Origin of the sequence: Arthrobacter hankyongi (assembly GCF_022012395.1) — a bacterium.
In the GTDB taxonomy this organism is placed as follows: domain Bacteria; phylum Actinomycetota; class Actinomycetes; order Actinomycetales; family Micrococcaceae; genus Crystallibacter; species Crystallibacter hankyongi.
The window spans coordinates 192,429-205,630 of sequence record NZ_JAKLTQ010000004.1 but is presented as its reverse complement, the minus strand read 5'-3'; the positions used below and the strand labels follow the sequence as shown (position 1 = coordinate 205,630).

The 13,202-nt window shown below is 64.7% G+C and carries 13 protein-coding genes and 1 tRNA gene; 9 read left to right on the top strand and 5 right to left on the bottom strand.

All coding sequences use genetic code 11. The features are described 5' to 3' along the window. Positions 1–108 precede the first annotated feature (108 nt). Positions 109–1,428 (top strand): NADH:flavin oxidoreductase, encoded by a 1,320-nt coding sequence (locus LVY72_RS08625; protein WP_237819736.1) that lies wholly within the window; start codon positions 109–111, stop codon positions 1,426–1,428. An 81-nt stretch (positions 1,429–1,509) separates the two neighbouring features. Here LVY72_RS08625 and LVY72_RS08620 read toward each other — a convergent pair whose 3' ends face one another. Next, on the bottom strand, positions 1,510–2,286 hold the full coding sequence (locus LVY72_RS08620) for an SDR family NAD(P)-dependent oxidoreductase (RefSeq protein ID WP_237819732.1): 777 nt from the start codon (positions 2,284–2,286) through the stop codon (positions 1,510–1,512). Positions 2,287–2,501: 215 nt separating this feature from the next. Between LVY72_RS08620 and LVY72_RS08615 the strand changes: the two genes are divergently transcribed. Beyond that, a complete protein-coding gene (locus LVY72_RS08615; RefSeq protein WP_237819729.1) occupies positions 2,502–4,115 on the top strand; it encodes an FAD-binding oxidoreductase in 1,614 nt (537 codons plus the stop codon). 25 nt (positions 4,116–4,140) lie between these two features. On the opposite strand, the gene LVY72_RS08610 is transcribed toward LVY72_RS08615, so the two are convergent. Next, the gene (locus LVY72_RS08610; RefSeq protein WP_237819726.1) at positions 4,141–5,115 is read right to left on the bottom strand and encodes a helix-turn-helix domain-containing protein; all 975 of its coding nucleotides are present in this window, start codon (positions 5,113–5,115) and stop codon (positions 4,141–4,143) included. A gap of 176 nt (positions 5,116–5,291) precedes the next feature. Then, on the bottom strand, positions 5,292–6,380 hold the full coding sequence (locus tag LVY72_RS08605; RefSeq protein ID WP_237819723.1) for an ABC transporter substrate-binding protein: 1,089 nt from the start codon (positions 6,378–6,380) through the stop codon (positions 5,292–5,294). 277 nt (positions 6,381–6,657) lie between these two features. On the opposite strand from LVY72_RS08605, the gene LVY72_RS08600 reads away from it, so the two are divergent. From LVY72_RS08600 to LVY72_RS08580, 5 genes are all read left to right on the top strand, one after another. Beyond that, the gene (locus tag LVY72_RS08600; RefSeq protein WP_237819720.1) at positions 6,658–8,166 is read left to right on the top strand and encodes a sugar ABC transporter ATP-binding protein; all 1,509 of its coding nucleotides are present in this window, start codon (positions 6,658–6,660) and stop codon (positions 8,164–8,166) included. Next, positions 8,163–9,122, top strand: coding sequence for an ABC transporter permease (locus LVY72_RS08595; protein WP_237819705.1), 960 nt, complete (start codon positions 8,163–8,165; stop codon positions 9,120–9,122). Before LVY72_RS08600 ends, LVY72_RS08595 begins: the two co-directional genes overlap by 4 nt. Further along, positions 9,119–10,141, top strand: coding sequence for an ABC transporter permease (locus LVY72_RS08590; RefSeq protein ID WP_237819703.1), 1,023 nt, complete (start codon positions 9,119–9,121; stop codon positions 10,139–10,141). The genes LVY72_RS08595 and LVY72_RS08590 overlap by 4 nt, the downstream gene beginning before the upstream one ends. Positions 10,142–10,203: 62 nt before the next feature. Next, positions 10,204–10,446, top strand: a complete 243-nt coding sequence (locus LVY72_RS08585; protein ID WP_237819700.1) for a hypothetical protein — start codon at positions 10,204–10,206, stop codon at positions 10,444–10,446. Positions 10,447–10,448: 2 nt separating this feature from the next. Continuing rightward, positions 10,449–10,679, top strand: a complete 231-nt coding sequence (locus LVY72_RS08580; protein WP_237819698.1) for a hypothetical protein — start codon at positions 10,449–10,451, stop codon at positions 10,677–10,679. Between the two features lie 409 nt (positions 10,680–11,088). Here the strand turns inward: LVY72_RS08580 and LVY72_RS08575 are convergent. Next, positions 11,089–11,161 (bottom strand) — tRNA-Ala (locus tag LVY72_RS08575). Positions 11,162–11,379: 218 nt separating this feature from the next. Between LVY72_RS08575 and LVY72_RS08570 the strand changes: the two genes are divergently transcribed. Further along, a complete protein-coding gene (locus LVY72_RS08570; RefSeq protein WP_237819696.1) occupies positions 11,380–11,901 on the top strand; it encodes a hypothetical protein in 522 nt (173 codons plus the stop codon). 285 nt (positions 11,902–12,186) lie between these two features. Further along, positions 12,187–12,648, top strand: a complete 462-nt coding sequence (locus LVY72_RS08565; protein ID WP_237819899.1) for an Lrp/AsnC family transcriptional regulator — start codon at positions 12,187–12,189, stop codon at positions 12,646–12,648. Between the two features lie 19 nt (positions 12,649–12,667). Here LVY72_RS08565 and LVY72_RS08560 read toward each other — a convergent pair whose 3' ends face one another. Beyond that, a complete protein-coding gene (locus LVY72_RS08560) occupies positions 12,668–13,168 on the bottom strand; it encodes a DUF456 domain-containing protein (protein ID WP_237819694.1) in 501 nt (166 codons plus the stop codon). Between the last annotated feature and the right edge of the window lie 34 nt (positions 13,169–13,202).

Here is a 13,202-nt window from a genome sequence, read left to right as displayed (position 1 = left end):
ACAGAACCCGTGCGGCATTCGGAGTCGTGAGTGGATATCGAGGCGCCGCAATTGCTACTTGAGAGGCCCTCACGCAGGCCTCGATCAAGCATGACTAAGGAGAAATGAATGCCCCAAGAAGCTACCACCGTCGCCGAGGTTCTCTCGAGCCCCTGGAAAATCTACGGTCTCACGATCAAGAACCGCTTTGTGCTCAGCCCGATGGCCGTGCTCCAGCCGACGAAGGACGGCCACCCGAGTGACCAGACGATCGCATTCCTCACTGCACGTGCCCGCGGCGGCGCGGGGCTGCTGATTATCGGCGGCGGTGTCGCCACCGAGCGAGGGAACCAGGAGGCGCCGTTCCAACCGCTGATGCGCTTCGACCGGGACGAGTTCATCCCCGGCCTCAAGCGCATGGTCGATGCCGTCCACGAGCACGGCGTGCCGATCTTCGCCCAGATCTTCCCAAGCTTCGGGGCTATGGGCGTGCCCGGTGAAAGGCGGCCCACGCGGGCAGCCAGCCCGAAGCCCGTCCGTATGGCGGCGCCGCGGCTGCCGCACGGCTTCTACATTCCGGGCGGACTCACGAACCCGACCCCGGTGGAGATCACCAAGGAAGAAATCCTGGAGGTTCAGGACCAAACCGTCGCCGCTACCCTGCGTGCGAAGGCCGCCGGCTTCGACGGCATCGAACTCGGCGCCCACATGCGGTACCTCTACTCCTCCTTCCTGTCGCCGCGGACCAACTGGCGAACCGACGAATACGGCGGCAGCGCCGAGAACCGTGCCCGCATCCTGACGGACACCGTCCGCGCGATCCGGGCCGAGGTCGGCGCCGACTACCCGGTGGGTCTTCGGATGAGCGTGAATGACCATCTGCCGGACGGGCAGGGTCCCGAGGGGTTTGCGGAGACCGCGGCGATCATTGCGAAAGAGGGCGTGGGGTATATCGCGCTGACCGACGGGAACTACGAGTCGATGGACGACAATCTTCCCTCGTCGTCGGGGTCGATGCTGGCGCACGCTGAGCCTCAGGCGTTCCGTGCCGCGCTGCCGAACGTCCCGTTGCTGCTGAGCAGCACCTACGATCCGCAGCAGAGTGCCGACGCGATCGCCAACGGCCACGGGGACGGCATCATGCTTGCCCGGCAGTTGTTGGCCGATCCGGAGTTCCCCAACAAGGTGCTCCAGGGCAGGCTCGATGAGATCGTCTGGTGCGACCACGACAACTCGTGCCTGCGCCGGTTGATATTCAACGTGCCCGTCCGCTGCCACAAGAATCCTGCCATGGGACGTGAGGCTGCTCTGGAAGGTGCCAGGGAACCCGTCTCGGTCAAACTCAAGCGCCCGGCGGAAGCCCTGCTGATTGCCGCCACCGGATCACCGACCCTCATGGGCATTGCGGACCGGTTGGCGAGCTCCAAATCGAAGGCATCCAGGAACTGACGAATCCGCAAAACCGCTGCGACGACGGCGCCCACCTGAGCGGGCGCCGTCGTCGCAGCATCTGTGGGCGTCTGCGCCGGCCTACATGATGGCGCTGGCTCCGCCGTCGACGACGAGGTGGGCGCCGGTGACCCACTTTGCCTCGTCGGAGGCGAGGTAGAGGCCGGCATAGGCGACCGCGAGCGGGTCTCCCGGCTTGCCGTCGATGGTGCGCTCAAAGATCGGTGCGACGGGTGCATCCTCGCCGAACTCGTCGAACATCGCGAGCACCGGCGGCGTCGCCATAACACCCGGGCTTAGGCAATTGACGCGAATGCCGGCAGCGATTCCCTCTGCCGCCAACTGTCGGGTGAGAGCGATGACCGCGCCCTTGGCGGCGGCATGGGCGGCCTGCGGCAGAGCCCGCGCCCCTTGGACTCCGGCTCCCGAGCCGATGTTCACGATGGCGCCGCCGGCTGCTGCCAGGTGCGGCCAAGCTGCCTGGCAGGCGTGCCACACCAGATGCAGTTCGTTCTGGATGGTGAATTGATAGTCGTCATCGCTCGTCTGGGCAAACGGCGCGAATCGCGGCAGGCTGGCGTTGTTGTAGAGCACGTCGATCCGGTCGTGACGTGCGACGGTGTCGGTGATCCAGCGGTCGATGTCGCCCCGGTCGCTCAGGTCCACCGGCGCGCTTGACTCGATCGATCCGCCGTCGGCCTGGACCAGGCGGACGGTCTCCGCAGCGCTGCCGGGGTTGAGGTCGCAGCCAACGACCGTGGCTCCCTCACGTGCGAACAGTTGCGCGGTCACGCGGCCCATTCCGCCGCCGATCCCTGTCAGCAGGACGACTTTTCCTTCCAGACGGCCACCAGCCATGGATCCTTCTCCTTGCCTCGTCGTAGTAATGCATTCCACGCAACCACACGCGCGCAGGGGCAGGTGCCGGATCGGATGCATGGTGCAGTTCGCGCACACTTCTGTGCACGAACTGCACCGTGAAGTCGCGGAGCCACCCACGCCGATGCACGGTGCCGCACCATGAACAGCACAGGCCACACCTCACATTCACCGCATCAAAGGAGATGAAGAAGATGACCAGCACCACTTCCACGACGTCGACCCGCCCGCTCCCACCCGGCGTCACCGAGGCCGACCTCGACAGCGCGCTGGCTGCGTTCACGGCGGCGATCGGCGCAGACAAAGTGGCAACCGATGCCGAATCCCTGGCGGATTTCCAGGATCCCTTCCAGGTTCCGGGCACCGCTACGAACGTCCCGTCCGCCGTCGTCAGCCCGACGAGCGTCGAGGATGTCCAGGCAGTCGTGCGGATCGCCAACGAGTACAAAGTTCCGTTGTGGCCCATCGGCCGTGGCAAGAACAACGGCTATGGCGGCGCCGCGCCCCAGGTGCGTGGCTCGGTGATGGTGTCTTTCCGGGATATGAACCGCGTGGAGATCAACGAGGAGCTCGGCTACGCCATGGTCGAGCCCGGCGTGAGCTGGTACGACCTGCATGACGCGATCAAGGCCGGCGGGCACAACCTCGTCGCCTCCATCGTCGACATCGGCTGGGGAGGCGTCGTCTCGAACACGCTCGAGCACGGCCTCACCTACATGCCCTACTCGATCGACCAGGCTTCGCACTGCGGTTTCGAGGTCGTCCTCCCGGACGGCGACCTGCTGCGCACCGGGTCGGGCGCGATGGACAACAACCCGACGTGGCCGCTGTACAAGCGCGGCCTTGGCCCGACCTCTACCGAGCTGTTCATGCAGTCGAACTACGGCATCGTTACGAAGATGGGCTACTGGCTCATGCCGAAGCCCGAGGTGTACATGCCGCTCTGGCTGCGTCTCTGGGATGACTCGCAGCTTCCCGCCGTCGTCGACGCGCTGCGTGAGCTCATGCTTGCCGGCACCATCGACATGCGCCCGCAGCTGTCCAACACGCTGTGCATTGCCTCGATGCTCACGACCCGCGCCGAGTGGTACGACGGGAACGGTCCGATGCCTGAGGAAGTCATTGAGAGGATCGCCAAGGAGCTCGGCGTCGGCCGCTGGATGATGCGGTTCGCGCTATACGGCGACGAGGCCATCGTCGACCACAACTTCGCGAAGCTCAAGGCGCGCTTCCTGCAGATCCCGGGCGTCGACATCTCGGGCGAGAAGCACGGCGCCGATGCGTGGGAGACGCTGCCCAATCCGCACGAGCGGGTGCAGATTGGCGTGCCGAGCCAGGATCTGTACAAGATGGCCGGCTGGTCCGGCGGCGAGGAAGGCGGCCATGTCGACTTCTCGCCGGTGATCCCGCTGACCTCCCAGCACGCGCAGGCCGCCCAGAAGCTGATGTCCGAAATGTGCGCCGAGGCGGGGTTGGACTTCCTGGGCGGCATGCTCCCGATCAACGCGCGGGCCACCACGTTCATCAACGTGATTCCGTTCGACACGAAGAACCCGGAGCAGGTCGACAAGGCGTACGCGGTGGCGAAGCGGATGGTGGCCGAGGCGGGCAAGCGCGGGTACGGCGAATACCGCGCGCACCTGTCGTTCATGGATCTGGCGGCTGATCAGTTCGGCTTCAACGACCACGCACAGCGGCGCTTCAACGAGACGCTCAAGGACACGCTCGACCCGAACGGGATCATCGCTCCCGGCAAGTCCGGGATCTGGGGCACCCGCCTGCGGCAGGCGGGCTTCCCGCAGGCCTGATCGCGCGCATCGGGAAGCCCTCGCCCTACCAGACGGGCGAGGGCTTCCCCGCAGGATCGGGGAAGCCCCTGGCGTCCCTCGGGGCGCAACCGTGCACCTCGCGGAACGCCCTGCTGAAGCTCGCCGGGTTGCGGTATCCCCACCTCGCCGCGACCGTCGCAATCGTCGTTCCCGGTGACTTACGCAGCTCACCGGCAGCACCCTCGAGCCGGCGTTCCCGGATCCAGGCCGACACACCGGTACCGGAGGACGCGAAGAGCTTGTGCACGTAGCGCGTGGAGACGTAGTGGGCCTGCGCGATCTGCTCCGGACCAAGCTCCGGGTCCTGCAAATGCTCCATCGCATACCGTTGCATCCTGGTGAGGAGCAATTCCGGGCGGGACCGTGCATCGGGCATCGCTTCCTCGCCGTAAAGGCTGCGGAATATGGGCAGAATCATCTCTGCCGCACCCTCCGCGTCGCTGCTCGACAACCCTTCTCCGCCGGCGACCGTCCGAGCGAGACTCGCGAGAAACGGCGTAGCAAGTGGCGTAAGCCGCCTCTCCCCTGCGTCCATCCGTGTGGCGGTACGCCGGGTGATGTTGTCGGCCCGCGACCCGATGAACCATTTGGGAACGCTGAACACGAACACCTCGAAACCGTCGCGGCCTTCGAACGTCGACGGCCGCGACGTGTCCTGGCATGCGATGTCACCGGGTTGAAGCACGCAACTGCGGTCATCCTGCTCGATGCCAATAACTCCCCTGGTCAGCAGGTAAAGCAGGATGCACTCCGGATCGGCGGCGGCAATCATCTGCGGCGTGCGTGCAACCCGGTGCGGAAGGCCCTGGATGGACCGGACCGCGACCGGCCCCATCTCGCCGCCGGCCAATCGAGCCTGGAACGAAGACGCTCCGACTGCCTCAACGCGCATCGGGAAGAAGTGCTGGGCGATTCCCGCCGACCAGTAGTCCCGGCGATCGGCCGGGGGCACCGACCGGGTGTCGAGCACGGGAGTCATCGGTCCAGCCTGACTGGAACTCCCGGTTGAGCGCACGCATCGCTATGCAAGCAGGCTCGACACTTTTCCATCCGTCTCCTTTGACTGTTGATCGGCGTGCACACGATGGTGCACGCCGATCACGATGAGCGGCCCTCTCCGCCGGTGCCATATTAGCTAGGCCCGACCCGGAGCTGTTAGCTACTCGGGTTGTTGAAGAACTCCTTGAGAACATTGTCAGGGAAGAACATCTCCGGGTTGCCGGCGAGATCCGTGGAATCCGTGGTCTTCCACGCCGGATCCACCAGCTCCTCAAGATTCGTCCGGTCCACAACGAAGGGGTTGTTGACGAATTGGTTGATCTTCGGCCCCTCGCCCTTGAGGATGCGAAGGGCGATGTCGACAGACACCTGCGACTGTCTCACCGTGGGAGTCGTGGAACCAACGTACGGGTAGTCACCGTTCTGCGCAGCCCAGCTCGCGAAGCCCTCTGTTGCCCCGATGTCCGCAATGGGTGGCGCTTCGAGTCCCGACTCTTGGAAGGCGTTGAGCACGCCGAGGCCCATAGTGCCGGATTGCAGCACGCCATCCACTCCGGCCGGATTCGTTGCAAGATACTGCAGTGTCGCCGTCTGCGCGGTGGTCGCTTCGAAGAAGCCTGTCACCTCGCCGGCTACCGACACCTCGGGGCACAGCTCGAGCACATTCCGGAACCCCTCCTCCGCATAGAGTTCGTTCGAGATGCCCGGGATACCCGTAACACGCAGGACGTTGCCCTTACCGCCGATCGCCTTCAAGGTGCCCGCGCCGACATTCATCGCCTGCAACACGCTATTGCCGGTCACCGATACCGCATATTCCGAGTCGACGATCGACTGCAGGGAGATGACGGGGATGCCCGCCTCGCCAGCGGATTTCACCGCGTCGACCGACGGCTCGCCGGCCAGGGGAATGAAGAAGATGACATCCGGTTTGAGCGCGACAGCCTGGCTGAACTGCTGCAGCTGGAGGGGCACATTGGTCGGGTCGTCCGGAGCAAGGTCTGCGACGATCTCGACGTTGGCGGCAGCAAGCTCCTTGCGGACCGTGTCGAGCATGACCTTCACGAATGCGCTGGCCGGCGGCATGCCAACGATGGCGGCCGTGTATCCCCCGTCCTTCTTGGACTTCCAGTCAGCCCAGGCGGACTTCCTGACCGGCAGCGGGTAGGCGTTGTAGGCAGCCGCCGTCGCCGGACTGAACTGGGCGAGCAGCCCGTCAGGGTCGTTCGCACCGATGTCAGGCACAGAGCCGCACTGACCCGCGGCGGCTGAGCCAACCGGCTGAGCCGCCGACCCGGCGCCTGGACTCGCAGAGCACCCTGCCAGCCCAAGTGCAGTCATGGTGACGACTGCTGCACCGATGAGGCCAGGGTGCCCCAGATTCGTAAGCTTCTTCATTCTTTGTTCGCTCCTCCTTGAGTCAGCGCGTTTGTGCGCACGTCAGAGAACACTAGACCGATGCGATACGTTTCGTCTAGTATCATTCGTGGCATATGTCACAGACGAGCTCCAGGGAGGAGTGATGATGGAAGATGAGTCGGCAGGTCTTCACCTGTCAGCGCTGAGCAAACGTTTTGGAGCAACCAGCGCTCTCACTGACGGCCACTTGCACGTCAAACCCGGCGAGGTACACACCCTCCTCGGGGAGAACGGTTCGGGTAAGAGCACCCTCGTCAAGATCATTGGCGGCGTGCACCGGCCGGACAGCGGCACCCTGAGGCTCGACGGCGAAGCGCTCACCTTCCGCTCACCCCAGAAAGCCAATGCCGCGGGGATCGCGACGGTTTTCCAGGAGGTGCTCACCGCCGGCAGTCAATCGGTTCTCGAGAACATCTGGCTCGGCACGGACGGCGTGTTCCGGCGCCGTCACAGCAGCGTCGTACAGCGCGCGAACGCCGCCGAAGTGCTGGGCCGCCTGGTCGACGGCATCCGGCTGGATTCCCCTGCCGGCGAGCTGTCCCTCTCAGGCCGGCAGGCCGTTTGCATTGCCCGCGCACTGGTCCGCGACCCTCGCGTCCTCGTCCTCGATGAATCGACAGCAGCACTCGATGTGCAAACCCGTGACCGGCTGTTCGCGGAAATGCGACGGCTCAAGTCTGCGGGCTGCGCCATCCTGTTCATCTCCCATCGCATGGACGAGGTCGAGGAGATCTCGGACCGTGTTACGGTCCTCCGCTCCGGCCGGACCATCTCCACCGTGGACCGCAGCACCCTCTCCATTGGCCAGCTGATTTCCGACATGACCGGGGCATCGAGCGTCGTCGAACATCAAATCCGGGAACGCGAACTTGGACCCATAGTCCTCCGGGCACAAGACGTCCGGCTCTCCCCCGGGGCCGAGCCCATCAACTTCGAGCTGCGCCGTGGTGAGCTTGTCGGGCTCGCCGGACTGGAGGGACACGGCCAGGACCAGTTCCTTCGCCGGTTGGCCGGGCTCGCCACCGGTGAAGGAGTTGTCACCCAGATCGCAGCCGGCGGCGGCAACAGCCACAACTCCGCCGCCGTCCGGAACAGCAACGCCTATTTGCCGCGGGAACGCCGGGGCGAATCCCTGTTTGAACCGATGTCGATTCGGGAGAACTTTGCGTTGCCAACCATGTCCAAAGACCGCCGGGGTCCACTGTTGAGCGGACAGCGCATGGCCGAACGGTTTGCCGGCGCCGCGAAGGGCCTCAGCATCAAACTTGGCAATGCCGACGACGCCATCTCGACGCTGTCGGGCGGGAACCAGCAGAAGGTACTGTTGGCCCGTTGGCTCGCCACCGACCCCGGAGTGCTCTTGCTGAACGATCCCACGCGGGGCGTAGACATCATGACCAAACGTGAGATCTACGCGGCCCTCCAACAGCTCTGCGCAGAGGGAATGAGCGTGGTCGTGCTCTCCAGCGAAGTCGAAGAGCACGTCGAGCTCGTCGACCGGGTGCTCGTTTTCCGAAACCAGAGCGTGTCCGCCGAGATCGGGCGGGCCGAAATCGGCAATCAAGCTATCGTCGCAGCCTACTTCGGGCAGAAAGTCGCAGGTGTCGTATGAACCGGGTGCTGGGCTTGTTTCAGCGATGGCCCTTCGCGTTCGCGATGCTGCTCTGCGCGGTCCTGCTGGTGGTGAACCTCGTCGTTTCTCCGAGCTTTGTCTCCCCGTCGCGCCTCGGCATGACACTCGCAACACTGGCACCGTTCGTGCTCGTCGGCTTCGCGTCCACACCGGCCATCCTCTCCGGTGGGATAGACATCTCCGTGGGCCCCCTGGCAACGCTGATCAACTGCGTTTTCGTCGCCATCCTGATCCCCGCCGGGCTGGGTGACTGGCCCTTAGCGGTCCCTCTCCTGCTGGGCATCGCGATGGCGGTCGGCGCCATCAACGGCGTGCTCGTGGCAATTGTGCGCCTGCATCCGGTCGTGGCAACGACCGGCGTGCTCTTCCTGCTCATCGGCGCCTCGTTGACGATCGCCAAGAACCCCGTTATCGCGCCGGACAACTGGACCCGGCCGCTGGCCGGTTCCATCGGCGTCGTACCCGGTGCGATCATCACGCTGGGTGCCGCGGCGCTCGTCTGGTTCGTCCTGAAGCGGACCGTCTTCGTCAGCAACCTCCTTGCGACTGGCGAAAGTGACTCGTCAGCTTACGGATCCGGCGTGAACGTGACCGCGATCCGAGTGCTCGCCTACACGCTGGGCGGACTCTTCGCCGGCATCGCCGGGATCGCCCTGACTGCCCTGCTGCAGGCATCCGGCTCCACCCTCGCCACGACGTATGCGCTTCTCGGCCTGGCCGCTGCGGTCCTCGGGGGAACGAGCCTCGGCGGTGGACGGGGCAGCCTGCTGGGGACGTTTTTCGGAGCGCTCGCCATCTATCTCCTCCAGCAGCTGCTCACTTCCGCCGGGGTCCAACCAAACCTCATCGAATTCACCTACGGCCTGCTGCTGATCGCCGGCGTCGTACTCGGAGCAACGCTGCTAAGCCCTCGAATTTCACGGAGAACCGCATGACCACACAGCTTTCAGTCGCCACCCCCACACCTGCCGAACCCCGATACGGAATCTGGCCCCGCACGCGCAGGCTGGTGCTGCAGCAGCCGATCCTCCAAGTGCTCGTGCTCGGCGTCGTCGTTGTCTGGCTCCTGGTGACGGTTCCCGGCATCGCAAACCTTCGCTCGGCCACAGCGCTCCTCATCATTGCCTCACTGCTCTCGCTCGCCGCGATGGGCCAGACTTTGGTGGTGATCCTGGGCGGGCTCGATCTTGCGATTCCCGGTTACGTGATTTTCGGCGCCTTCGCCGCAGCAAACCTGGCCGGCGGACAAGGCTGGCCCGTCCCCGCGGCTTTTCTCCTGACGATCGCCGTATGCGGCGGGCTCGGCGCGACCATCGGCTTTCTCTGCCATCGGCTGAAGGTGGAGCCGTTGATGATGACGCTCGGCATGGGAGCCGTCCTCACCGGAGGTACCTTGTTCCTGGCCAATGGAAACTACGCCTCCGCCCCGGCCGGGTTCCTGCGCGGTCTTGCCGGAGTCACCAGCACGACGTTCGGCATACCGATTCCGCCCATCATCCTGATCGTGGCAGCCGCTGCAGTGCTGTTGTGGCTGGGGCTGACCCGTACACCCGCCGGCCGCAGCCTGTACGCAACCGGCATCAACGCCCGCGCCGCGAGGCTGACCCGCATCAACACCACCGCGGTGTGGACACTTGTGTTCGCCGCCTCAGGTGCACTCGCCGGGATCGCAGGGATGTTCATCGCGAGTTTCAGTTCCGGCTGGGCACAGTCGATCGGCGAACCATACCTGTTCTCCGGGCTGGCCGCCGTACTCGTGGGCGGGACCACCTTCGGATCCATCCGCGGCAGCTTCACAAGAACGCTGCTGGGCGCCCTCATCCTCACGGGACTATCGACAATCATCGTCAGCAACGGCTTGGCCGAGGCACAGAGCCGGATCATTTACGGGGTCATCATCCTCATCGTTGTGGCGCTCTACGGTCGGGAACGGCACGTCCGAGACCGCTTCTGACTGCACGGCCCGGCGCCTGCCCGGCGCCCTGACAGTCTCCCAACGCCCGAGACGTTCGATGAATGCAGATCGAGCGGCAATCCAGAAAAGGCAATACCGCAATGACAAACCACACCGACAGCGCTTCCAAATCCGATGCGCTTCGACAGGGCGACCATGTTGACATCCACAGCAACGGAAACTTTCGCTGCAGCGGGTACGTGGAGGACCTGATGCCGCAACTCCGGATCGTGTGGATCCGGGATCTGCGCACCGGGGAACGCAAAATGCTTGCCACCGACGAGCACTGCATCGTCCGGCACTAGCCATGGCCCGGCAAGACGTCATCGCTTTCAGCGTCGAAGAGGCCGACCGGCTCCTCAATGCCGCCGTCGAAGAGCTCCAGCATCTGGCCCGCCAGCAAAACGGCCCTGGCATCCTGGTCACCAAGACCGGACCAGGACAGTTCACGGTGGAACTAAGCCAAACTGTGCCCTACGGACTCACCATCGAAGCACTCGCTGAACCCGCCCACGGCTGCACCGCCTCTGCAAATTAATGGAGAGGCGGTCCAGCCGCGACCCCCGAAAACAAGCGCAGGCCTGCCTAGATGTGTGACGGTCTTATGCAGGCGGCGGCATCGCGCTGTCAGCTGTTCCCAAGCAGGCGGTCCAGCCAGGCGGCGACGGCGTCGGGCATCTGATCATAGTCCCGTTCCAGCATCATCAGGTGCCCGTTGCCGTGTTTGCCGAGCTCACCCAACTGAAGTTGGCGGCCCTGGGCATCGGACCTGCTGGATGCCGTGGATATCTTCCTCGGCAGGGCGTACGGGTCCAAGAATTCCGCCGGCCGGGTGCCGGCCTCTGAGAATTTCCCCAAAGCGTGTCGAAAACGTGTCGCCAGGCCTGTGCCGGGCAAGGAAAAAGCTCCCCGACCCAGCATTTGCGCTGGTCAGAGAGCTTTTGAAGTGGAGCTTAGGGGAATCGAACCCCTGACCTTTTCATTGCGAACGAAACGCTCTACCAACTGAGCTAAAGCCCCGTAGTCCGGCCCCAGGGCCGATCCACTGCGTTCGATCATATGTCCCGAACCGGAATTTCGCCATTCGGCGTGTAACGAATCTGCACCTCCTGCGCGGCCGCGGCGTTCTCTGCGCCGGCCGGACCTAGGATCGAGTCATGGACGGCCATTGGCCCTCCATGGCCGCACCGCTGCCGTTGTCCAACCAACTATCCATGCCCCCGGAGGCCTGAGGCACCATGGAAAACCAAGTCCTGAAGATCGTCTACACCTTCTTCCTCGGTATCATCATTGCCCTCTTCGTGGGCCTGGGCATCCGCACCTTCTACGCCCCGCCCGAAGCGCCGCAGTTCCCGGTCACGCAGGTCACCAAGGCGAACCCGACGGACCAGGAACTGGCCGAGCAGCAGAAGCAGCAGGAGGAATACGACCGGGCCTACCGGGCCTACGACGAGCAGAACAGCATCTACAACCGCAACGTCAGCACTATCTCGCTGGTGGCCTCGGTGGTGCTGCTCGGCCTGAGCCTGCTGCTGGAGAAGCGGAACCGTGTGCTGGCCAACGGGGTCCTGCTGGGCGGGCTCTTCACCCTGCTCTACAGCATTGGCCGGGGCTTCGCCTCGCAGGACACCCTGATGACGTTCATTGCCGTGACCGTCGGCCTGGCCGTGGCGCTGTTCCTGGGCTACCGCAGGTTCTTCGAAAAGCCGACGGCGGCATCCGCGGTGAATCCTCCGGCATCCGGCACGGGCACAACCTGAACCGGGCTTCGAGCCGCCCTTAACCAGCAAGGCCCCTGGCCCTCCGGCTGCGGAGGAGTCAGGGGTCTGGCAGGGTGTGAACAACATGGCAGGACCTTGGCCAGGTCCGTTACAGGTCCGCGACGGGGTATGCCGTGTGCCTGCCAGCCGCGGGCCTCACGGCTTGTGGCCGGACCCGCATTGGTAGCCATCAGAACAGTTTTCCCGCAATCCGTGCAAGCGCAGATAATAGGATTGGTCAATCTGATCAGCATTACCAGCGAGACGTGACAGGAAGTGGTCATTTTGCAGGAACTGGACCAGACGGACCGCCGCATCCTGCTGGCACTGGACGAGGATCCCCGGATCCCGGTCATGCTGTTGGCGCAGAAGCTGGGCCTGGCGCGCGGAACGGTGCATGCACGGCTCGAGCGGATGGCAGCATCCGATGCGCTGCGGCCGAATTCCGCCCGGCTCCTGCCCGCGTCCCTGGGCCGGGGTGTCATGGCCATGGTCAGCGCCGAATTGGACCAGAGCAAACTCAACGACGCCGTCGACGCCCTGCGCGGGATTCCGGAAGTCCTTGAGTGTCATGCACCGGCCGGAGATACCGACCTGCTGCTGCGCGTGGTGGCGCGCAGCCCCGATGATCTGTACCGGGTGAGCGAGGAAATCCGGCTTTGTCCCGGCATCACACGCACCTCCACCCAGATGTTCCTGCGCGAGGTCATCCCGTACCGCACCACCGGGCTGCTGGCCGGGGACTGAGCGGCCAAGGAAGCGGCCTTCAGAGGACGAAGTAGTACGTAACCACGCCGATGCTCCAGACGGTTCCAGCCGCGAACGCACAGCCGAGTTCGGCCAGCACGCCCAGCCCCATGGCCTTCAGCGCCGCGACACTGGCGCCCGCCGCGTCCCGGAAATCCCGCCGCCGAACGAATTCGCTGAGCAGCAGTCCCACCGCGAAACCGACGAACAGACCCACCACGGGAATCACGAACATGCCGGCAATCCCGACGACGACCCCGACCAGGATCGAATGGTTGGGGACCTGGCGTTCCTTCAGCTTCCTGCCGGTCAGGACCGCACTGGCCAGCATGCCCGCGGCCACGAATACCATTCCGACGGCGAAGACCACCCAGCCCACGGTGTTCTGCAGCGCCAGGGCCCAGACGAGCAGCGCAATCGCAATGCTGACCGAACCGGGCAGGACGGGTACGACGACGCCGGCCAGGCCGACCGCGATGAGCAGACCGGACACAATGGTGGCAATGAGCTGGGAGTCCATGGTCCCAGCTTAGAGACTGGGGCGCTCCCACTAG

Bases quoted from the DNA above. Each gene is read 5' to 3' on its own strand.
- LVY72_RS08625 (WP_237819736.1), top strand. From the start codon at position 109: ATGCCCCAAGAAGCTACCACCGTCGCCGAGGTTCTCTCGAGCCCCTGG.
- LVY72_RS08620 (WP_237819732.1), bottom strand. From the start codon at position 2,286: ATGGCTGGTGGCCGTCTGGAAGGAAAAGTCGTCCTGCTGACAGGGATC.
- LVY72_RS08615 (WP_237819729.1), top strand. From the start codon at position 2,502: ATGACCAGCACCACTTCCACGACGTCGACCCGCCCGCTCCCACCCGGC.
- LVY72_RS08610 (WP_237819726.1), bottom strand. From the start codon at position 5,115: ATGACTCCCGTGCTCGACACCCGGTCGGTGCCCCCGGCCGATCGCCGG.
- LVY72_RS08600 (WP_237819720.1), top strand. From the start codon at position 6,658: ATGATGGAAGATGAGTCGGCAGGTCTTCACCTGTCAGCGCTGAGCAAA.
- LVY72_RS08595 (WP_237819705.1), top strand. From the start codon at position 8,163: ATGAACCGGGTGCTGGGCTTGTTTCAGCGATGGCCCTTCGCGTTCGCG.
- LVY72_RS08590 (WP_237819703.1), top strand. From the start codon at position 9,119: ATGACCACACAGCTTTCAGTCGCCACCCCCACACCTGCCGAACCCCGA.
- LVY72_RS08585 (WP_237819700.1), top strand. From the start codon at position 10,204: ATGCAGATCGAGCGGCAATCCAGAAAAGGCAATACCGCAATGACAAAC.
- LVY72_RS08580 (WP_237819698.1), top strand. From the start codon at position 10,449: ATGGCCCGGCAAGACGTCATCGCTTTCAGCGTCGAAGAGGCCGACCGG.
- LVY72_RS08570 (WP_237819696.1), top strand. From the start codon at position 11,380: ATGGAAAACCAAGTCCTGAAGATCGTCTACACCTTCTTCCTCGGTATC.
- LVY72_RS08560 (WP_237819694.1), bottom strand. From the start codon at position 13,168: ATGGACTCCCAGCTCATTGCCACCATTGTGTCCGGTCTGCTCATCGCG.